The organism is Chryseobacterium sp. 27AL (assembly GCF_057815395.1).
This window is the reverse complement of sequence record NZ_JBYRIW010000001.1, coordinates 950,414-971,657: the sequence shown is the minus strand read 5'-3', so window position 1 is coordinate 971,657 and position 21,244 is coordinate 950,414. Positions and strand designations below refer to the sequence as shown.

Below are 21,244 nucleotides of genomic sequence, written 5' to 3'. Positions count from 1 at the left end.
TTTAAAGTAAATTTTTAATTAAAATTAGAGTTGAGCATCATTTAATTTTCTATAATATTCTATCGATAAAGCGATTTTTTTTCTGCTGCATTGGTAATCATACGTACATGAACCAATTCCTGAAATCAATGAAAAATTGATCTTACTGTCTGTATTCTTTTTATCATTGATGAGCAGCTCAAAAATATCTTCATCTTTAAAATCACTGATATCCAGATAAGGATAATATTTCTGAATGTTTTCAATAATGGTAGTGCAGTTTTCTTCAGAAATCAGCCCTTCCGAATAAGAAAGATAGGTTTCCGTAATCATTCCCATAGCGACAGCTTCCCCGTGAAGAATTGGATTTCCCTGGTGCAGGCACAAACTTTCGATCGCATGCCCGATCGTATGTCCGAAATTTAAAGTTTTGCGGATGTTTTTCTCCTGAAAATCCTGCTGAACAATATCCTGTTTGATTTCCATGGATGTAGAAATATGAGGAATGACCGCCTCAAAATCAAGTTTAGAAATATGAATAAGGTTTTCCCAATGTTTTTCATCTGCAATTAATCCATGCTTCAACATTTCAGCAAAGCCGCTTCTCAGTTCTTTATAAGGAAGTGTCTCCAGGAATTTCGGATATACAAAGATCTGTTCCGGGAAAGTAAATGTTCCTACCATATTCTTATAATGCATCAGATCAATTCCGGTTTTCCCGCCGATGGAAGCATCACACATCGATAAAAGAGTAGTAGGGATATTGATAAACTGTACCCCTCTTTTATAGGTAGAAGCCACAAAACCTCCCATATCAGTAATTACGCCACCTCCAAGATTGATTACTAACGCTTTACGGTCTGCCTGCATTTCTGTAAGAATCTCCCAAAGCTGGTTGGCCGTCTGGATATTTTTCATTTCTTCGCCCGGTTCAATCTCAAGAATTTCAAATTCGAGATCCGTTTCAAGGTTTCCCAGAAGTATCGGAAGACAGTATTCATGGGTGTTTTCATCAACCAGAATAAAGATTTTGCTGAAGGATTTGGTATGTAAGAAATCGTTTAGCTGCGAAAAATTGTCGTTTAATATTGTTATCATTTTCAGATTTTCTGTTGTGTTAATCGTAAGACGATATGCAAAGTTATGATTCTTAATTTTTAACTCGTTATTAAATATACTATCTTTGCAGAAATTTTTAGAATGAGCAGAGATAATAATAATTCAGAACGACCAAAGAGACCAAGAATTTCAACCAAGAAAAATTCTGATAATTCTCGTGCTTCCAGATCTGGAAATTCTTCAGAATCAAAACCTTTTAAAAAATCATTTCCAAAAGCAGGAGAGAGAAATTCGGAATCGAGAAGAAGCGGTGACACCAGTTACCAGGCTCGAATGGATAAGAAATATGGTAAAACTGAACAGGAACCTTTTATAACCAGTGCGGGGGAAGGCAAAAAAACTTTCGGGAAATCTGCACCGAAAAGAGGAGGAAGCAGACCCAACAATTTCGATACCAGAAATAAATACGAAAGAGGCAGCCTGAAATACGGAAAAAGACCCGGGACCGAAAACCGCGAAGATAAAAACAAATCTTTCGTACAGAAAAGAAGACTGAGCAAAATTGAAAAGGATGTACACAAAGACACGATCCGTCTGAATAAATACATCGCCAATTCCGGAATATGCAGCCGAAGAGAAGCCGATGAGCTGATCACACAGGGACTTGTTGAGGTAAACGGAAAAGTGGTAACCGAAATGGGATATCAGGTTCAGAAAACCGATAAAGTGGTATTTGACGGACAAAATATTACTCCTGAAAAACCGGTGTATGTTCTTCTGAATAAACCAAAAGGTTATATTTCTACCACCAAAGACGATAAAGCGAGAAAAACAGTAATGGATCTTGTAGCAAATGCTTCACCTTACCGTTTATTTCCGGTAGGAAGACTAGATCGTTCTACAACAGGAGTTATCCTTTTAACGAATGACGGTCATATGACGAAAAAGCTTACCCATCCGTCTTTTGATGCAAAAAAGATTTATCACGTGACTTTAGATAAAAAACTGACCCACGAAGACATGAAGCTTATTGCTGAAGGAATTCGTCTGGATGAAGGTGTGGCAGTGGTAGATCAGATTTCTTTTATCGAAGGAAAACCTAAAAATGAAGTCGGAATAGAAATCCATATTGGCTGGAACCGTGTGATCAGAAGAATTTTCCAGAGATTAGGATATGAAGTGGAAGCGCTTGACAGGGTGATGTTTGCAGGACTTACGAAGAAAAATATCAAAAGAGGACATTGGAGGATTCTTACAGAACAGGAAGTCAACAATCTTAAAATGCTTTAATGATAAGCATTTACAAATAATCAAGGCGCTGGATAAGCGTCTTTTTTTATGGCTAAAAATTAAGTTTTAAATAATTTCGTTTTAATTTTGTTTGATGTTTAATCATAAAATTGAATTTGCTTAATTTTTATTATTAAAACTAAATTTTTCCAGGCATTATCATTAGAAATCAATGTTAAAATTCTGTGCAATTCCGTATCTTTGGGAAAAATTTTTACAACAATGATCGAGTGGAAAACCGCCAAAGAATACGAAGATATTACCTATAAAAAATGTAATGGTGTCGCAAGAATCGCTTTCAACAGACCGGAAGTTCGTAACGCTTTCAGACCTAAAACTACTTCAGAATTGTACGATGCTTTTTATGATGCCTACGAAGATCCTTCGATAGGTGTTGTACTTCTTTCGGGAGAAGGACCAAGTCCGAAAGATGGTGGCTGGGCTTTCTGCAGTGGAGGTGATCAAAAAGCAAGAGGACATCAGGGATACGTGGGTGAAGATGGCAGACACCGATTGAATATTCTGGAAGTTCAGCGACTGATCCGTTTTATGCCGAAAGTTGTGATTGCGGTAGTTCCGGGATGGGCTGTTGGCGGAGGACACTCTCTTCATGTAGTTTGTGATTTAACATTAGCGAGCGAAGAACATGCTATTTTCAAACAAACTGATGCTGACGTAACAAGCTTCGACGGCGGTTACGGTTCTGCCTATTTAGCAAAAATGGTAGGACAGAAAAAAGCTCGCGAAATTTTCTTTTTAGGGAGAAATTATTCCGCTCAGGAGGCTTTCGAAATGGGAATGGTAAATAAAGTTGTTCCTCACGCTGAGCTGGAAGATACGGCTTACGAATGGGCGCAGGAAATTTTAGCTAAATCACCAACGTCGATCAGAATGCTGAAATTTGCAATGAATCTTACCGACGACGGAATGGTTGGGCAGCAGGTTTTCGCAGGGGAAGCAACACGCCTAGCTTATATGACGGAAGAAGCTAAGGAAGGAAGAAATGCATTCCTTGAAAAAAGAAAACCGAATTTCGGTGAAGATCAATGGATATCTTAAACATAGGCAATTGGTAATAAGTAATCAGCAATAACGGCATTACTTATTACCAATTACTCATTACTATAAACTATGACTGATTGGATAAAAGCTGCAAGGCTTAGAACACTACCGCTTTCTTTAAGTGGAATTATCATGGGCGCTTTCATTGCCAAATGGAGATTATATGGCGAAGGCGGAACATGGGACTGGAGAATTTTTGCATTGGCACTTTTGGTGACTTTGTTGTACCAGATTTTATCAAATTATGCCAATGATTACGGGGACGGGGTAAAAGGAACAGATGCTAAGAGAGTAACGGAAGCAGAATCCAGAGCTGTCGCTTCAGGAAAGATTACGGCTAAACAGATGAAAAATGCGGTAATTATTTTTTCAATATTATCTTTTGTAGCCACCGTTGCGCTTTTATATGTTGCCTTTATCCCTGACTATATGAATGAATTTTACATTTTTATAGGTCTTGGTGTTGCAAGTATTTTAGCAGCCATCGGATATACGGTTGGTAAAAAACCGTACGGGTATATGGGACTGGGAGATGTTTTCGTGTTTATTTTCTTCGGATTGGTTTCTGTATGCGGAAGTTATTTCTTGTTTACGAAATCTTTCAGCTGGGATATTTTATTGCCGGGGACGGCGATCGGAATGATGAGTATGGCGGTTTTAAACCTGAACAACATGAGGGATATTGAAAGTGATAAATTATCCGGAAAAAACAGTTTTGCCTTAAGAATCGGATTTAAAAATGCGATGATTTATGAAATGATTTTGTTAAATCTTCCGTTAATTTTAATTCTACTGTTTTTGGGAGTAAATGGCTTTTTCCAGACTCAGAATTATTATGTGTTCATCGTTATGATTCTGATGTTTCCCTTGATGAAGATCAGAAGAAAAATAATGACCGTAAAAAATCCCAGAGAACTTGATCCATTCTTAAAACAAGTGGGAATCATGACTTTTATGATGGCGGTTCTTACTGCTTTAGGACTTAACTTTTTTCATTAGGATAAAGTAGCAAGTATTGGTGTCATGTAGAGCTTGTCGAAGCGTCTCAATTAAAATAATATTCAAAATAAATTAAAAATGAAAATAAGATTCTTAGGACAAAACTGTTTTTTGTTCACCTATAAAGATAAAACGATTCTATCAGATCCTTTTTACAACTATAAAAAAGCAGAATCAGGGTTTGATATTTCTGCCCAAAAAATCGATTACATTTTACTGACTCACGCGCACGGAGATCACATTGCAGATGTTGAAGAAGTTTTGCAGCATTATCCTGAGGCAACGATTATTGCAGTGCCTGAAATCTGTGGATATTTTAAAAGCGCTAAAAATACAGACGATGTGAACTTAGGAGGATCGGCAAAAATTGATGATCTTAAAATTTCAATGGTTCCTGCGCATCATACAAGTTCATTTCCGGACGGAAGTTATGGAGGTGTTCCTGTAGGATATATTTTCAGACTTCCTGAGGGTAAAAACTTATATATGGCGGGAGATACCGGCGTAATGGCTGATATGGAGTTATTTCCAAGATTGTATGGAAATTTAGACCTTTCTATTCTTCCGATCGGTAGCCATTACACAATGTGTCCAAGAAAAGCGGCTTTTGCAGCGGCAGAATTATTGAAAACACCAAAAGTAATCGGATGCCATTTCGATACATTCCCAGCAATTGAAATTAACCACGAAAGCGCATTAAAGCATTTTGCAGACAAAAATGTTGAACTTGTTTTACCAAAACTGGGAGAGGAGTTCGAATTTTAAATAAATGTTGAAAGGTAATTTGAAAATCAGAATGGAAAAAGTGCTGAATGCTTTAAAAACAAAAAAAGATAATTTTCAAATTACCTCTCTTCAATTTAAGCCAATAAAAAATGGCAAGCTACCTAAATCACACCGCTACGACCGATTACCTTTGCTGCGTTCCCACCCTGGAGGATTCTCAGGAGCTGGTTGTTTAGGACTTGCCGTTGCAAAGATAGGAATATTTTATAAAATTAAAAGTGTTATTAAAGAAAATTAATCGAAAAAAGCCTTTAATGATGCTAAATTGCTGAGATTAAGAGCAATAATTTTTCAGAAATTTTCTAAAAATTTGAATATGACAAAAAGCCCTTCCACCTTAGGAATTTTATTATTTGGAGCTACGATGATCGTCTTTTTCGTAGTGTATTACTTCTTTTCAGGAGTTGAATATTTTGATATTTCTCTGAAAGCCAATGCTTTCATATTACCGATCATTTATGCCGGAGCAGCTTTCTGGTCTGTGAAATCATATTGGAGCAGTCATAAAGTGGTAAGTTTTAAAGATGCGTTTATGAGAGCTTTCGTTCCGATGTTTATCGGTGGAATTTTATCGATCTTAAGTATATATGCTTTCCTGAATTTTGTGGATACCGACGCAAAAAAACTGCTCAATTATCAATATGTAACAAGACAAAAATCGGAACTTGATAAAGAATATACTTCTGCCAGAAAGATTTTAAAGCATCAGAAAGATATTGATGAGCTCGATCAGAAATACAAAGAAAGACTTCAAAGTTTTACGCCGGAGGCAGTTAAAGGAAAAGATATGCTTACCGCAAGTCATTTTTCAGGATATTTTGCGGCAATACTTATATTTTACGTAGTTTTGTCGTTGTTTTTCGGAGCGTTTTTCAGAACAAAAACAATCTATCAGGAAACAGAAATTAAAGAATAATTTTTTATCAGAATTAAATGAATTTATCTATAGTTATTCCGTTATTAAACGAAGAAGCTTCTCTGGAAGAGCTTTTTTCACGAATTGATAATGTTTGCAGATCCAACAGTTTATCCTATGAGATCTGGTTTGTAGATGACGGAAGCACAGACTTGTCATGGAGTATTATTGAAAATCTTAAAGTTCAGAATCCACAGATCCATGCCATTAAATTTTCTAAAAATTACGGTAAATCTCAGGCTCTTCATGCTGCTTTTGAAAGAACAAACGGTGATGTTATTATTACTATGGATGCTGATCTCCAGGACTTTCCGGAAGAAATACCGGAATTATATTCAATGGTTGTAAATGAAAATTACGATATCGTTTCCGGATGGAAAAAGAAGCGTTTTGACAATGTCATGACGAAAAATGTACCGTCGAAACTCTTCAATGCAGCAGCCAGAAAAGTTTCAGGCGTTTATCTTCACGATTTCAACTGCGGCTTAAAAGCATACAAAAAACAAGTAGTAAAAACCATCGACGTGTATGGAGATATGCACCGTTATATTCCGGTATTGGCTGCCAATGCGGGTTTCAGGAGAATTACGGAAAAAGAGGTTCAGCATCAGGCAAGACCTTACGGAGTTTCTAAATTTGGAACCGAAAGATTTATCAGAGGTTTCCTGGATTTGGTAACCCTTTGGTTTGTAAGTCGTTTTGGCGGAAGGCCGATGCATTTCTTCGGAGCTGTAGGAACATTGATGTTTATTGTAGGTTTTCTTTCAGCGCTTTGGCTGGGAATTTCAAAGCTGATTGATGTTGCCAGAGGAATTTACGGACATTTAATTACAGACAATCCGTGGTTTTTTATTGCTCTCACTATGATGCTTATGGGAACTTTGCTTTTCGTGGCAGGGTTTTTAGGCGAAATGATTATCAGAACCAATAGAGAACATAAAAATTATAATATTGACGAGGTAATTTAGTATGGAAGATAATTTACCCAAAATTTATTCCAAGCAATCTATTTTAGGTTTTTCTATGTTTTTCTCAACACTTTTTGGTGGAGTTATGTTATACAAAAACTTAATAGAAACTAAGAAGAAAACCGAAGCATATATTGTTTTAGGATTTTCTGTTGTATTGACAGTGATCCAGTTGGTTGTAAGAATGATGCTGGAAAACCCAAAAAGTTCTTATGCTTATCTGTGGGGTTTTGCAGGAGGCTATATTTTGGCGTATTATTTTTTTCCAAAATATTTTCCTAATGAAGAACAATATCATAAAAAGTCAATCTGGATTCCTCTTATTATCGGAATATTAATATCGGCAGTTTTTATTGCTTTATTATTTATGGAGGATCAATAGAAAATGAATAAATGTTAAATATGTAGTTAAAATGAAAAATACATTCTATGCATTATTATTGCTTGCGGTAGTTTCCTGTGGAAAGGTTTCTCCGAAAGGAAATATTGAAAGGAAGGACGTAGATGTTTCAGAATTTGTAAACCTTGATCTTGAAGGTAAGTTCAGGGTTTTCTATGCAAGAGGAGCAAAAAATTTCGTTGAGATTGAAACGTATCCGAATGTAGCTGATAATCTTGATGTTGATGTAAAAGACAAAACACTGTCTATCAAAGAAAAGCGCGGAACTAAGGGCGTAGATTTTTATAATATTACCATTTATTCAAAATACAATCTGGAAAAAATTGCTATTTCAGATTCGGTAGAAATGAACATTTCAAGTGAAATTAAGACCGACAATTTTAGGCTTAATTTAAAAAATTACGCTACATTTATGGGTTCTGTAAACACAAGAAGGGCAGAAATTGAGATGCAAAACCGGAGCAGGGCTAATTTTTTGGGACAAACTAAAGATGCAGTAATAAAAATCTCTGATACAGCAAGTTTGATTGCACCTTACTGGAAAATTGAAAATTTGAATATTGACTCCAAAAACGGAAATTATGCAGAAGTGAATGTGGAAGATTCGTTAAAAGGACATATTAAGAATACGGCGAAATTTACGTATTATAATGATCCGATCCGCGCATTTAAAATTGATAAAGGTACAAAAGTGGAGAATAAAAAACTGGATTAAATGTAGGGTGATGGATGTTGGGAGCTGGAAGTTTTCATCACTCAAAATTTAATTTGCTTCAGAATTTTTCAAAATAATGAAATTTTAATTTAACTTCATAAAATCCAAAATATTATAATATTTAAAAATTAAAAATTTAATAATAAGGTTAGAAGTAGTGAATTTGAAGGTAAAATATTTTCGTCCTTCATTCCTCTAAATTCAAATCAAAAATACACACGAAATACACATATGACAACACTAGAAAAAGCAAAACTTTGGTTACACGACTCATTTGATGAAGAAACAAGAAATGCGGTACAATTATTAATTGACGGCAACTCGCCTGACCTTGAAGATTCTTTTTACAGAGAATTAGAATTCGGGACAGGAGGAATGAGAGGAATTATGGGTGTTGGAACCAATCGTTTAAATAAATACACGTTAGGTCAAGCAACACAAGGGCTTGCGAATTATATGTTAAAGCAATTTCCTGACGAAGAAATCAAAGTGGCAATTGCTTATGATGTAAGAAATAATTCAAAAGAGTTTGGAAAACTGGTAGCTGATGTACTGACTGCAAACGGAATTAAAGTGCTGCTTTTCAAAGATCACAGACCGACTCCGGAATTGTCTTTTACCGTTAGAAACAGAAAATGCCATGGAGGAATTGTATTGACAGCTTCTCACAATCCACCGGAATATAACGGCTATAAAGTATATTGGAATGACGGAGCACAAATAGTTCCGCCACATGATGAAGCAATTATTAATGAAGTTTATTCTGTAAAATTTGAAGAAATCAAATTTAATGGAAATGACGATTTAATCGAATGGATCGGGGAGGAGCAGGATGATGTTTATATCGATGCATGCATCGAAAACTCTACGTATCAAAATGTTGGAAAAGAAAATTTAAATATCGTTTTTACTTCGATTCACGGGACAACGTATACGACAGTTCCTAAAGCTCTGGAAAAAGCGGGTTTTAAGAAGATCGATCTGGTGAAGGAGCAAATGATCCCTAGCGGAAATTTCCCGACTGTTGATTCTCCGAATCCTGAAGAACCGGCAGCGCTGGAAATGGCAATGGATCTCGCAAAAATTACCAATGCTGATATCGTAATCGGAACAGATCCGGATGGAGACCGTCTTGGAATTGCCGTAAGAAATCTTGATGGGGAAATCGAATTATTAAATGGAAATCAGACCAATACAATCCTGACTTATTATATTTTAAATGAATGGAGAAAGCAGGGCAGAATTACCGGAAAAGAATTCATCGGTTCTACCATCGTAACTTCGGATATTTTCTTTGACATTGCTCAAAAATTCGGGGTTCAGTGTAAAGTTGGATTAACAGGCTTCAAATGGATCGGAAAAATGATCCGCGATGTGGAAGGAAAAGAAAAGTTCATTTGCGGTGGTGAAGAAAGCTTCGGATTTATGACAGGAGATTTCGTGCGTGATAAAGATTCTTGCGGAAGTATTGTTTTAGCTTGTGAAATCGCAGCATGGTGCAAAGCGAACGGAAGAACGATGTATCAATATCTTATTGAAATTTATCAGGAAACCGGGATGTATTATGAAGGTTTGGTGAATCTGGTAAGAAAAGGAAGAGACGGTGCGGAAGAGATCCAGAACATGATGAAAAATTTCCGCGAAAATCCGCCGAAATCATTGGCAGGATCGCAGGTTGAAGAAGTGAAGGACTTTAAAGAGCAAACGAATTTCATCGTTTCCAAAAATGAAAAACAGGTAATGAATGACATTCCAAAATCGAATGTACTCATTTATTATACCCAGGACGGCACAAAAGTTTGTGTAAGACCTTCGGGGACAGAACCAAAAATTAAATTTTATATCTCTGTAAAAGATTCAATTACCTCTGAAGCAGATTTCAGAGAAAAACTGAAATCTCTGGAAGAAAAAATTCAGGAGGTAAGGAAAGATTTACAACTCAGTTAAATGTAACAATGTATTAATCTAACAGTTTACCGATTATTGTTGCATTGTTAAATTGATACATTGCCAGACTATTATACATTAAAATAAATTTAAATAAAAATAAAGTGAAAGTTTCAAAATTAGCGGCGAACCTGATCGGTTCTGAAATTGTAAAAATTGGTAATGAAGTAAATGATTTAAAGGCAAAAGGAGCGGAGATTGCTAACCTTACGATTGGTGATCTTAATTCTAATATTTATCCGATTCCTGCAAAACTGAAGGAGGAAATTCAGAAAGCTTATCAGAATAATCTGACAAATTATCCGCCTGCTAACGGACTTTTATCTTTGAGAAAAGAAGTTTCCAAAGACCTTAAAACAAGATGGAATCTGGATTATTCTCCAAATGATATTTTGATCACAGCTGGTTCAAGACCATTAATATATGCGGTTTATAAAACAATCGTTGACGAAGGAGATAAAGTAGTTTATCCAATTCCTTCATGGAATAATAATCACTATGCATATCTTACTTCAGCAGACGCTATAGAAGTGAAAACAACTCCTGAAAACAATTTTCTTCCTACTGCAGACGATTTAAGACCACATCTTGATGGTGCTGTTTTATTGGCACTTTGTTCGCCATTAAACCCGACAGGAACGATGTTCACTAAAGAACAGCTTTCAGAAATTTGCGAATTGGTTTTAGCTGAAAATAAAAAAAGAGGTGAAGATGAAAAGCCGCTTTACTTAATGTATGATCAGATTTATTCTAACCTTACTTTTGGTGCAAAACACGTAGATCCTGTTTCTCTTTTCCCTGAAATGAAAGAATACACGGTTTACATCGACGGTATTTCCAAATGTCTTGCTGCGACTGGAGTTCGTGTAGGCTGGGGATTCGGTCCGGCTCATATTATGGATAAAATGAAGGCCCTTTTAACACACGTTGGGGCATGGGCACCAAAACCAGAACAGGAAGCCACCGCAAAATATTATGAAAATCCAGAAGAAGTAAATACTTTCGTTGAAGATTTTAAAGGAAAACTGGAAGAAAGCTTAAAAGTTCTTCATGCCGGAATCCAGGATCTGAAAGGAAAAGGTCTTACAGTTGATAGTATCGAACCAATGGGAGCGCTTTATCTTACCATTAAATTAGATTATATCGGAAAAACAAAACCTGACGGAACAGTGATTGAAAATTCTTCAGATTTGGTATTTTATCTAATCAATGAAGCAGGAGTTGCCCTGGTTCCTTTCTCTGCTTTCGGAGAAGAGAAATCTGAGCCTTGGTTCAGAGCTTCGGTAGGAGGTTTGGCTACTGAAGAAATATCTGTTATGATGCCGAAGCTGGAAGATGCTTTGAACAATCTTAAATAAATTTATCAATGTAGCAGTTTAACAATGTACAATTAGTTATTGTTAGGCTGTTACATTATTACATTGATACACTTTTTTATGAAAATCATCGCAGTCATACCCGCACGATACGAGGCAAGCCGCTTTCCTGCTAAGCTGATGCAAATGCTAGGAGAGAAGACTGTTATCACTACAACGTATCAGAATGTTGTGGAAACAGGATTATTTGATGAAGTATTTGTGGCTACCGATTCGGAAATTATCTTTAATGAAATTACAAAAAACGGCGGAAAAGCAGTCATGACCGGGCAGCACGAAACAGGAAGTGACCGTATTGCAGAAGCCGTACAAAATATTGACTGTGATATTGTGATTAATGTTCAGGGAGATGAGCCATTTTTGAAATTAGAGCCTTTACAACAATTAATTGAAGTTTTTCATCACGATGAAAACCAGGAAATTTCTTTAGCTTCTTTAAAAATAAAACTTCACGATAAGGAAGAAATTGAAAATCCGAATAATGTAAAAGTTATTACGGATAATAATGGTTTTGCTCTGTATTTCAGCCGTTCTGTAATTCCTTTTCACCGCGAAATTTCCTATAATGTTGAATATTTTAAACATATCGGCGTTTATGCTTTCAGAAAGCATGCATTGATACAGTTCTCAAAACTGGAAATGAAACCTCTGGAGATTGCTGAGAAAATCGAATGCATCCGCTATCTTGAATATGGTATGAAAATCAAGATGATAGAAACCAATTTCATAGGAGTAGGAATCGATACGCCGGAAGATCTGGAGAAAGCAAGGAATTTATTATCGAATTGATTGGTAAATTGTTAAACTGATACACTGGTAAATTAATAAATCTTATATTTGAATTTATAAATAAAATTAATGAAGAAGTTACTTTTAGTTTTCGTCCTGGTATTTTCACAATCATTTTTTGCGCAGACTGCAAAAGAAATTATTGATAAAAACATCGAATTGTCCGGAGGATTAACCAATTGGAAACTTTTAAATTCTGTATTGCTTCAGGGGAAAGTGATTCTGGGAATTAAAGATGAATATCCCATAAAGATTTATCAGCAACGCCCGAACCTTACAAAGACAGTGATCACCATAGGAGGGAAAGACACTGCCATTGAAGGATACGACGGAACTAAAGGGTATGCCATGAATTATGCTGCCAATAAAGTTCAGGAATATCCCGATTATGCCCCGGAAAGTTTTGATAATGATTTTATCGACTGGGAAAGCAAAGGTTTTGAAGCCAAATATCTCGGAAAAGAAAAAATAGGAAATGTTTACTGTCATAAAGTAGAATTAACAAAAAACGTTAATAAGAACATCTATTATTTCGATACAAAAGACTATATGCTTTTAAAAGAAATTAAAAAAGATGAAACTTTAATATATTCTGACTATAAAAAGGTAGGAAATTTGTTTATGCCTTTCAGAATTGAATCATCAAGCGCCAAAAAGGACGGAGATTACGTAATGCTTATCAATAGGGTTGATATCAATAAAGTTTTTCCGGCTAACACATTCAAGTTTAAATAAAATAAAATTTAGTTATGAAAAAAATATTTTTATTGCTCCTTTCTTTTGTAGCATTCTTCAACAGTTGTGCTCAGAAAAAAAGTGATGTATCAAAAGCCAAAACCAAAGAACTTATGGGAAAATCAATCTATGATTTTAAAGTTGATGCCCTGGAAGAAGGAAAGCAAATCAACTTTGCAGATTTTAAAGGAAAAAAAATACTGATTGTCAATACAGCTTCAGAATGTGGTTTCACCCCACAATATGCTGATCTTGAAAAAGTTTCGGAGGAATATAAAGACAAGCTGGTTGTAGTAGGATTTCCTGCCAACAATTTCGGAGGACAGGAACCGGGAACCAATAAAGAAATCGGTGCTTTCTGCCAGAAAAATTACGGAGTAACTTTCCCTATGGCCGCTAAAGTTTCTGTAAAAGGCGATGATACAGCTCCGATCTTTAAATATTTAACAGAAAAAGATTTAAACGGAGTAAAAAATACAACCATTCTTTGGAATTTCACCAAATTCTTAATTGACGAAAACGGAAAATTAATCGATTCTTTTGTAAGTACTACAAAACCTACTGACGAGGCAATTACAAAATATCTGAAATAACTGTAATTATTTAATCTAACAATATAACAGTGTGACAATTTACCAATTTGGAATTGTTACACTGTTACATTTGTACATTGTTCCATTATTGAGTTATTTTTCTGCAAAACAAAAAATATTTCCCAGTTTTATACTCGAATACCCATTACTTTTTATTTTAGATGAATTAATCATAGCTTTCGCTAAAACATCTGTTGGTAATGGTTTCTGACTTTCCAAAAGTCCCAGTTTATTGGCAAATTTTATAATCCGGCTTCCCAGGACTTCACCTGTTCTGTCAGAATCTTTTCTTTCCAGCATACCCGGTTTGAAAATAGTTATTTTCTCAAAATGAAGTTTTTTAACAGCTTCTTCTAATTCTCCTTTCATTTTAGAATAGAAAATTTTAGATTTCGGATTAGCACCATAGGCTGAAACAAGAATATAGTCGGTAACGTTGTTTTCTTTTGCTGCTTTGGCAAATTCGTATTGATAATCGAAATCAACCTTTCTTTGAGCTTCTTTGCTTCCTGCGGCTTTTAATGTTGTTCCCAGGCATGAAAAAGCTACATCACCTTGTACTTTGCTTTTCCATTCTTCAGGATTTTCAAAGTTTACGACATGTACTTTCAGCTTTTCATTCTGAATATCAACAGGTTTTCTTATAAAAATACTAACCTCTTCAAAATCTTTATCCTGTAGCAGCTGATTGACCAAGTCCTTTCCTGTAGCGCCCGTAGCACCGATGACTAAAGCTTTCATAATAATCTGGTTTGCGAAGTTGTTGTTTGCTTCTTAAATTTACTAAATTTGGAGCAATAAAAGATAAAAGATAAAAGATAAAAGATAAAAGATAACTTTTAAATAAGCTCATTTATCAATCATCATTAATCTTTAATAAAAAAATTACTCATTACCAATTATTTATTGCTCATAAACCAAACCATGGATGCCAACGAAATTTTAGATTATTGTCTTGCTAAGAAAGGAGTAACGGAGGGTTTTCCTTTTGATAATGAAACCCTTGTCCTGAAAGTAGGAAACAAAATGTTTTTACTAATGGCATTGGAAAAGCAACCATTGGGAATCAACGTAAAAACAGATCCGGAATGGAGTGCCGAACTTCGTGAGCAATATCCGCAAATTACAGGCGCCTACCATATGAACAAAATACATTGGAATTCTGTTTTGGTTGATGGTTTAAAGCGGGAACTCGTTTTAAAGATGATCGATCAGTCTTATGATTTGGTATTCAGTTCTTTGACAAAAAAGGGAAAAGAAGAGATTCTTAATTCTTAAAATTTAAACTCCTCCGTCAACCTTTTGTCTTCGTCTAATTTTTCAATCAGTTTTTCCAACCCTTCGAATTTAATTTCATCGTGTAAAAAATCCCTAAATTTCACAGTAATTTGTTCACCATAAATATCTCCTTCAAAATCAAGAATATAGACTTCAACAGTTAGCTTTCCTCCATTTACGGTAGGGTTTGTCCCGATGCTCAACATTCCTTTGTACTGCTGATTTTTAACAAAAACTTCAACAATATAGGCTCCTTTTTTAGGCAAAAGTTTTATAGAATCGGTCTCGATGTTCGCGGTAGGATATCCTATTGTTCTTCCGATTTTCTTTCCGTGGACTACGGTTCCTGAAACAGAGTAGGAGTAACCCAGCATTTCATTAGCTTCTTTAACATTTCCAGTTAAAAGAGCATTTCGGACTTTGGTAGAGCTGATGTTATTTTCATGAATATTAATGGCCTCCATTTGTTCTACCTCAAAATCAAGTTCTTTTGAAAGCTTTTGAAGCAACTCGAAGTTTCCGCTCTTATTTTTGCCGAAAGAATGGTCGTAACCAATGATGAGATATTTAATATTAAGTTTATCAACCAGGATCTTGCTTACGAATTCTTCGCCGGTAAGATTTCTGAACTCTTCATCAAATTCTTTTAAAAATAAAGTATCAATACTATATTTTTCCATTAAGAATTTTTTTTCTTCTAAAGTATTGAGAAGCTTCAAATCTTCATTGGGGTTGAAAACAAATCTCGGATGCGGCCAGAAAGTAAGAATGGCGGTTTCAAGATGGTTTTCAGAACCTACTTTTAGCAATTCATCAATAATACTTTTATGCCCGAGATGAACCCCGTCAAACATGCCCAAAGATAATGCTAAAGGCTTTTGAGAAGTATAATCATTAAAATTCTTGAAAACTTTCAAACTGGAAAAATTTTGACTGCAAATATAAGCAAACTAATGTAACAATATAATAATGTACTAATTTAACAATATATAAATGCTGTTCTTTCTATCACCAGTGATTTAATTGGTAAACTGTTAAATTGATATATTGCTACATTGAGTAAAAGTATGATAAAAATCTGTTTTTTACCAATTGCGGGTTAAGCAAGAATCATTATATTTGCACCAAGAAAAAATTTAGCAATGGCAAACCAAATTAAAGGTAAAATTTCTCAAATTATTGGTCCGGTAATCGACGTTGTCTTTACTGATGTGGAAGCAGTTCCAAGCATTTATGACGCGTTAGAAATTACAAAAGATAACGGTGAAAAAGTAGTTTTAGAGGTAGAACAGCATATTGGAGAAGATACAGTAAGATGTATCGCAATGGACGCTACTGATGGTCTTAAAAGAGGACAGGATGTAATCGGATACGGAAATCCTATTACAATGCCTATCGGAGAGGCTGTAAACGGAAGACTTTTTAACGTTGTTGGTGATGCTATCGACGGGCTTCAGAATATTTCTAAGGAGGGAGGTCTTCCTATCCACAGAGAAGCTCCAAAATTTGATCAACTTTCAACTTCTGCTGAAGTTTTATTTACAGGTATCAAAGTAATCGACCTTATTGAGCCTTATGCAAAAGGAGGTAAAATCGGTTTGTTCGGTGGTGCTGGTGTAGGTAAAACCGTATTGATTCAGGAGTTGATTAACAATATTGCAAAAGGACACGGAGGTCTTTCAGTTTTCGCCGGAGTAGGTGAAAGAACGAGAGAAGGAAATGACCTTTTAAGAGAGATGTTGGAATCAGGAATCATCAAGTATGGTGAAGATTTTATACACTCTATGGAAAACGGAGGTTGGGATCTTTCTAAAGTAGATTTGGAAGCGATGAAAGATTCTAAAGCAGCATTCGTTTTCGGACAGATGAATGAGCCACCTGGTGCAAGAGCGAGGGTAGCACTTTCTGGTCTTACATTAGCTGAATATTATAGAGATGGTGGTGAAAGCGGACAAGGTAGAGACGTACTTTTCTTCGTAGACAACATCTTCAGATTTACACAGGCTGGTTCTGAAGTATCTGCACTTCTTGGACGTATGCCATCTGCGGTAGGTTACCAACCGACCCTAGCTTCTGAAATGGGTGCGATGCAGGAAAGAATTACTTCTACTAAAAACGGTTCAATTACTTCAGTACAGGCGGTTTACGTACCTGCGGATGACTTAACTGACCCGGCTCCGGCAACAACATTTGCCCACTTGGATGCAACAACGGTACTTGACAGAAAAATTGCTTCTTTAGGTATTTATCCTGCGGTAGATCCGTTGGCTTCTACTTCAAGAATCCTTGCTCCTGAAGTAATCGGTGAAGAGCATTACAACTGTGCTCAGAGAGTAAAAGAAATTCTTCAGAGATATAAAGCACTTCAGGATATCATCGCCATCCTTGGTATGGAAGAACTTTCTGAAGAAGATAAATCAGTTGTTTACCGTGCAAGAAAAGTTCAGAGATTCTTATCTCAGCCTTTCCACGTGGCAGAGCAGTTTACAGGGATTCCAGGATCTTTAGTTGATATCAAAGATACAATCAAAGGTTTCAACATGATCATCGATGGTGAATTGGATCATTTACCGGAAGCTGCTTTCAACCTGAAAGGAACTATCGAAGAAGCGATCGAAGCCGGACAAAAAATGTTAGCTGATAACGCATAAATAATTAACAATTTGAGATCTGAAATTTGAGATTCTATCATGATTTCAAATTTCAAACATCAAATTTCAAATTTGTTTCTATGAATATAAAAATTTTAACACCAGAATACGTAGTTTTTGAAGGAGAAGTAGACTCAGTATTATTGCCTGGAAAGAATGGTGAATTTCACATCATGAAAAATCACGCAGGAATTGTTTCTTCTTTGATTGGTGGTAAAGTAAAATTGTACACAAAGTCTGTTGATGAAGCGTATAATAAATATTTTACCAAAGAAAATGAGAAAGATTCTGTTTTTTCTTATCCTATCAAAAGCGGTGTTGTAGAATTTAATCATAATAAAGGAATCATCCTTTGTGAATAATTAAATGAAAAGCTAAATATATTTTCAAGAAAGTGTAACTTTGTTACACTTTTTTTATGTTATGTAAAAGTCTGGTTTTATGAAGAAGAGTTTAATTATTGTATTTGCAATTCTGGGGTTTTTGTTTCATGCTCAAACGGTTAAAATCAAAAGAGGAATTGTTACTCTTGAAGGAGTACATGTTGCAAAAATTTCAAATAAATCCAATGTATATACTTTCATGGATCTTAAAGAGACTCCAATATATACCGTAGAATTTATTGATAAAAGTATTGTCGATTCTGTAAGAGATAGTTATATAAAATTAAACAGGATTTATAATAAAGATAAAACACTTGAGTTGGATTATATTTCACCATCAGCATTTTCTGGTGAAGAAAAGTCTGCAGCTTACACTTGCGTAAAAAGTCTGAAGATTATTGATGAAAGAGGAATCAATATAAAAAATTTAGATGAGCTTTTTAAAAGTTCTCCTAAAAGAAAGCTTGATACTAAAACAAAAGATGCTTACACAATTAGAAGTAAAATAGACCGATTAAATATCACGGTCAACAATGTAGGAGAAATTCTAAGTAATGGGAAACCAGTAGGTTATTTTACAAATTTACCCGTAAGCTTCGGATCTGAAGATACCATCACTGATAAAACTTTTGTGGATATTGAAATTTATGATGCCAACAGTAAATATATTGGTAAATACATAACAACTACGAAACAGATTAAAACAGCGGGCGGAAAAACTTTCACTTTATATAGGGAAATGTCTGGCCGGGCGTCAATTCTAAAGTTTCCGACTTACAAAGCTATTGCAGAAAGAATGGCAATTCTGGATCCTAACTTTATTAAATTTCAGGAAAAGGTAATTGTAGGTGAAGTCACAAAAGACGGAGTTCAAAAATAAATTATTAATAGAAACGGGCTTTAGCCCGTTTTAGTTTTATAAAATATTCAGTTGGCTTTAGCCAAAAAACATAAAATCTCCTGGGAATTTATTTCAGGAGATTTTACATTATTTAAATTTAATTTAATCAAGATTTTATTTCGGAGAAATCTCGATATCATTTTTACTATAATTGGTATCTAAATTCTTGTAGAATGAGAAATTCGATAAATATGAATTTTTGAAAACAAGATCTACAAACTCAAAATCACACCATTTTCTTTCAGTTGCTGTATCGGTTTTGAAAACCAGAACAATTCAAAATCATCAAAATTTTCTTCAAATTGAGCCTTAAGTTGTTGAAGCGTAGGCTTTTTCGGATTTTGAACAGGGTATTGATTAAACATTGACATTAGCCATTTTGCATGTGAGGAATCAAGATCAATGCTGATAATATTGGTTTTTAAGTGAACTGTAATTCTTGTATACGGGTATTGGTATTTCTTTTTTGTTTTTATGCGATTCTCAGCGATTACATTTTTAGCTAAAAACACAATTTTTGAATTTCCTTTGAAAGTAAAAATATCATCTTCAAGTAAAGCATCATGAATGTAGTCAGGGTGAATTGTCGTTCTTGGAATCTTAAAATCAAACCACTCTTGGAGAGGAAGTTCAAAATTGATTCCGTGCATATAATTGAACAATGATTTTTTCAAACCAAAGCTAAATTTCCCATGATCGATTCCCGTCTTGTCTGTAAAATCAACATCGTTGTTTGCAAAAAGAATTTCCTGTTTAATCGGAGTAACTCCAAATTCTTCAGGATTTAATCCCACAGGAGAATGAGCGGTCATAGCAAACTGATGCCAGAATCCACTTTGCAAAATTCCCATTTCGAATAACTGGCGAACCATTTCCAGAGAATCCACCGTTTCCTGAACAGTTTGTGTCGGGTAGCCATACATTAGATAAGCATGAATCATGATCCCGGCTTCAGTGAAATTTCTTGTAACCTTTGCCACTTGTTCAACAGAAATTCCTTTATCAATCAATTTCAGTAAACGGTCACTCGCTACTTCAAGTCCGCCCGAAACGGCAACACATCCGGAAAGTTTTAACAAAAAACATAAATCACGAGTGAAGCTTTTCTCAAAACGGATATTGGTCCACCAGGTTACCACCAGGTCTCTCCGCAAAATCTCTAAAGCAACTTCTCTCATTAAGGCTGGCGGGGCAGCTTCATCTACAAAATGGAATCCTGTTTCTCCGGTAGCCCGGATCAATTCTTCCATCCGGTCAACTAAAATTTTTGCCGAGATCGGTTCATAAATTTTTATATAATCTAAAGAAATATCGCAGAATGTACATTTTCCCCAGTAGCATCCATGGGCCATGGTTAGCTTGTTCCATCTTCCATCACTCCATAAGCTGTGCATCGGATTGGCAATCTCAATAACCGAAATGTATTTATCTAATTGTAAATCAGAATAATCGGGAGTTCCGATTTCTGCCTGTTTATAATCATTTCTTGCAGAATTATTTTTATAAGTAACGGTGCTGTTCTCGATCAAAAAAGTTCTTTTGAACTGAGATTCTTCACTTTGTTCAGAATGACAAATATTTTCATAAAGTAGTTCTATGGGAAGTTCTCCGTCATCCAGTGTAATGAAATCAAAAAATTCAAAGACTCTTTTATCTTTTACTTCCCGCAATTCGGTATTGGGAAAACCGCCGCCCATTGCCGTTTTGATATGAGGAAAATTTTCTTTGATAAACTTTGCACAGCGAAAAGCAGAATATAAATTTCCAGGAAAAGGAACCGAAAAACAAACCAGTTTAGGCTGTGTTATTTCTATTTTTTTCTGAAGAATTTTTAAAGTAAAATAATCAATAAAAGTTTGATTTCCAGATAATTTTGAGTATAAGTCATCAAATGAATTAGCACTTTTGCCTAATCGTTCTGCATATCTGCTGAAACCAAAATCAGAGTCAATATTTTCTATGATATAATCTGACAAATCTTCTAAATACAACGTAGCCAAATGCTTGGCCTTATCTTGTAATCCCATATTCCCAAAGGCAAATTCCATATCATCAAGCTGATTGAATCTTGAGGCTTCCGGAAGAAAATTCATAGAACAAATCTGCCTGGCCAATGTAGGAGTTTTACCCTGCAGAAAAGAAATAACCTGATCAATCGTCTTTATATATTCATCCCTTAATGTATAAATCCGTTGTGAATTTTCCGAAACAAGTTGAATATCAATTTCTTTGTCAAAAATTTTCTGAATTCCAGTTTTGGAAAATAATTCCAAAATCACTTCAATACCCAAATCCACCTGATAACTTGAAATATTTCTTGTATTCAAAAAACCTTTAATATAAGCCGTTGCAGGATAAGGGGTATTAAGTTGCGTAAATGGGGGAGTGATAAGAAGCAGATCTTTCAACAATTAAAT

Annotated in this window: 21 protein-coding genes and 1 other RNA gene; 17 read left to right on the top strand and 5 right to left on the bottom strand. The window is 35.2% G+C overall.

Annotation, left to right across the window (positions count from 1 at the left end):
- Nucleotides 1-24: 24 nt before the first annotated feature.
- Nucleotides 25-1,077, bottom strand: coding sequence for a 3-dehydroquinate synthase (gene aroB / locus AC3WV0_RS04250; protein ID WP_488844276.1), 1,053 nt, complete (start codon nucleotides 1,075-1,077; stop codon nucleotides 25-27).
- 102 nt (nucleotides 1,078-1,179) lie between these two features.
- Between aroB and AC3WV0_RS04245 the strand changes: the two genes are divergently transcribed.
- The 4 genes from AC3WV0_RS04245 to AC3WV0_RS04230 all read left to right on the top strand — a co-directional run bounded on the left by AC3WV0_RS04245 (nucleotide 1,180) and on the right by AC3WV0_RS04230 (nucleotide 5,154).
- Entirely contained in the window at nucleotides 1,180-2,328 is a 1,149-nt protein-coding gene (locus AC3WV0_RS04245) for a pseudouridine synthase (RefSeq protein WP_488844274.1), read from the top strand.
- Nucleotides 2,329-2,550: 222 nt separating this feature from the next.
- On the top strand, nucleotides 2,551-3,387 hold the full coding sequence (locus AC3WV0_RS04240; protein WP_002979196.1) for a 1,4-dihydroxy-2-naphthoyl-CoA synthase: 837 nt from the start codon (nucleotides 2,551-2,553) through the stop codon (nucleotides 3,385-3,387).
- Between the two features lie 72 nt (nucleotides 3,388-3,459).
- Complete coding sequence (menA, locus tag AC3WV0_RS04235; RefSeq protein WP_488844272.1) at nucleotides 3,460-4,389, top strand: 1,4-dihydroxy-2-naphthoate octaprenyltransferase; 930 nt, start codon at nucleotides 3,460-3,462, stop codon at nucleotides 4,387-4,389.
- A 78-nt stretch (nucleotides 4,390-4,467) separates the two neighbouring features.
- On the top strand, nucleotides 4,468-5,154 hold the full coding sequence (locus tag AC3WV0_RS04230; RefSeq protein WP_488844270.1) for a metal-dependent hydrolase: 687 nt from the start codon (nucleotides 4,468-4,470) through the stop codon (nucleotides 5,152-5,154).
- 108 nt (nucleotides 5,155-5,262) lie between these two features.
- Here AC3WV0_RS04230 and ffs read toward each other — a convergent pair.
- Nucleotides 5,263-5,360: signal recognition particle sRNA small type (ffs, locus tag AC3WV0_RS04225), an RNA gene on the bottom strand.
- A 131-nt stretch (nucleotides 5,361-5,491) separates the two neighbouring features.
- Between ffs and AC3WV0_RS04220 the strand changes: the two genes are divergently transcribed.
- From AC3WV0_RS04220 to AC3WV0_RS04180, 9 genes are all read left to right on the top strand, one after another.
- The gene (locus tag AC3WV0_RS04220) at nucleotides 5,492-6,091 is read left to right on the top strand and encodes a DUF4199 domain-containing protein (RefSeq protein WP_488844268.1); all 600 of its coding nucleotides are present in this window, start codon (nucleotides 5,492-5,494) and stop codon (nucleotides 6,089-6,091) included.
- A 17-nt stretch (nucleotides 6,092-6,108) separates the two neighbouring features.
- Nucleotides 6,109-7,059 (top strand): glycosyltransferase family 2 protein, encoded by a 951-nt coding sequence (locus AC3WV0_RS04215; protein WP_488844266.1) that lies wholly within the window; start codon nucleotides 6,109-6,111, stop codon nucleotides 7,057-7,059.
- A 1-nt stretch (nucleotide 7,060) separates the two neighbouring features.
- Nucleotides 7,061-7,441, top strand: coding sequence for a hypothetical protein (locus tag AC3WV0_RS04210; protein ID WP_488844264.1), 381 nt, complete (start codon nucleotides 7,061-7,063; stop codon nucleotides 7,439-7,441).
- 31 nt (nucleotides 7,442-7,472) lie between these two features.
- Complete coding sequence (locus AC3WV0_RS04205) at nucleotides 7,473-8,174, top strand: GIN domain-containing protein (RefSeq protein ID WP_488844262.1); 702 nt, start codon at nucleotides 7,473-7,475, stop codon at nucleotides 8,172-8,174.
- Nucleotides 8,175-8,405: 231 nt separating this feature from the next.
- Nucleotides 8,406-10,121 carry a phospho-sugar mutase gene (locus AC3WV0_RS04200; RefSeq protein ID WP_488844260.1) on the top strand — a complete coding sequence of 572 codons (1,716 nt, stop codon included), beginning with the start codon at nucleotides 8,406-8,408 and terminating at the stop codon, nucleotides 10,119-10,121.
- Nucleotides 10,122-10,225: 104 nt separating this feature from the next.
- Nucleotides 10,226-11,479, top strand: coding sequence for a pyridoxal phosphate-dependent aminotransferase (locus tag AC3WV0_RS04195; protein WP_488844258.1), 1,254 nt, complete (start codon nucleotides 10,226-10,228; stop codon nucleotides 11,477-11,479).
- A gap of 78 nt (nucleotides 11,480-11,557) precedes the next feature.
- A complete protein-coding gene (gene kdsB / locus AC3WV0_RS04190) occupies nucleotides 11,558-12,286 on the top strand; it encodes a 3-deoxy-manno-octulosonate cytidylyltransferase (RefSeq protein WP_488844256.1) in 729 nt (242 codons plus the stop codon).
- Nucleotides 12,287-12,355: 69 nt separating this feature from the next.
- A complete protein-coding gene (locus AC3WV0_RS04185) occupies nucleotides 12,356-13,021 on the top strand; it encodes a histidine kinase (RefSeq protein WP_488844254.1) in 666 nt (221 codons plus the stop codon).
- A gap of 14 nt (nucleotides 13,022-13,035) precedes the next feature.
- A complete protein-coding gene (locus tag AC3WV0_RS04180; protein WP_090000831.1) occupies nucleotides 13,036-13,614 on the top strand; it encodes a glutathione peroxidase in 579 nt (192 codons plus the stop codon).
- 93 nt (nucleotides 13,615-13,707) lie between these two features.
- On the opposite strand, the gene AC3WV0_RS04175 is transcribed toward AC3WV0_RS04180, so the two are convergent.
- Nucleotides 13,708-14,355: an NAD(P)H-binding protein gene (locus AC3WV0_RS04175; protein ID WP_488844252.1), complete on the bottom strand. Its 648-nt coding sequence runs from the start codon at nucleotides 14,353-14,355 to the stop codon at nucleotides 13,708-13,710.
- A 183-nt stretch (nucleotides 14,356-14,538) separates the two neighbouring features.
- Between AC3WV0_RS04175 and AC3WV0_RS04170 the strand changes: the two genes are divergently transcribed.
- Nucleotides 14,539-14,892: an MmcQ/YjbR family DNA-binding protein gene (locus AC3WV0_RS04170; RefSeq protein ID WP_488844250.1), complete on the top strand. Its 354-nt coding sequence runs from the start codon at nucleotides 14,539-14,541 to the stop codon at nucleotides 14,890-14,892.
- Here AC3WV0_RS04170 and AC3WV0_RS04165 read toward each other — a convergent pair.
- Nucleotides 14,889-15,809 carry a bifunctional riboflavin kinase/FAD synthetase gene (locus tag AC3WV0_RS04165; protein WP_488844248.1) on the bottom strand — a complete coding sequence of 307 codons (921 nt, stop codon included), beginning with the start codon at nucleotides 15,807-15,809 and terminating at the stop codon, nucleotides 14,889-14,891. The genes AC3WV0_RS04170 and AC3WV0_RS04165 overlap by 4 nt on opposite strands.
- A 225-nt stretch (nucleotides 15,810-16,034) precedes the next feature.
- Here AC3WV0_RS04165 and atpD point away from each other — a divergent pair, with 225 nt between their 5' ends.
- The 3 genes from atpD (at nucleotide 16,035) to AC3WV0_RS04150 (ending at nucleotide 18,806) form a co-directional block, all read left to right on the top strand.
- Nucleotides 16,035-17,543 (top strand): F0F1 ATP synthase subunit beta, encoded by a 1,509-nt coding sequence (gene atpD / locus AC3WV0_RS04160; RefSeq protein WP_488844246.1) that lies wholly within the window; start codon nucleotides 16,035-16,037, stop codon nucleotides 17,541-17,543.
- A gap of 80 nt (nucleotides 17,544-17,623) precedes the next feature.
- Nucleotides 17,624-17,905 (top strand): FoF1 ATP synthase subunit delta/epsilon, encoded by a 282-nt coding sequence (locus tag AC3WV0_RS04155; RefSeq protein WP_066436270.1) that lies wholly within the window; start codon nucleotides 17,624-17,626, stop codon nucleotides 17,903-17,905.
- Between the two features lie 79 nt (nucleotides 17,906-17,984).
- Nucleotides 17,985-18,806: a hypothetical protein gene (locus AC3WV0_RS04150; RefSeq protein WP_488844243.1), complete on the top strand. Its 822-nt coding sequence runs from the start codon at nucleotides 17,985-17,987 to the stop codon at nucleotides 18,804-18,806.
- Between the two features lie 233 nt (nucleotides 18,807-19,039).
- On the opposite strand, the gene AC3WV0_RS04145 is transcribed toward AC3WV0_RS04150, so the two are convergent.
- The gene (locus tag AC3WV0_RS04145; protein WP_488844241.1) at nucleotides 19,040-21,235 is read right to left on the bottom strand and encodes a B12-binding domain-containing radical SAM protein; all 2,196 of its coding nucleotides are present in this window, start codon (nucleotides 21,233-21,235) and stop codon (nucleotides 19,040-19,042) included.
- Nucleotides 21,236-21,244: the final 9 nt, after the last annotated feature.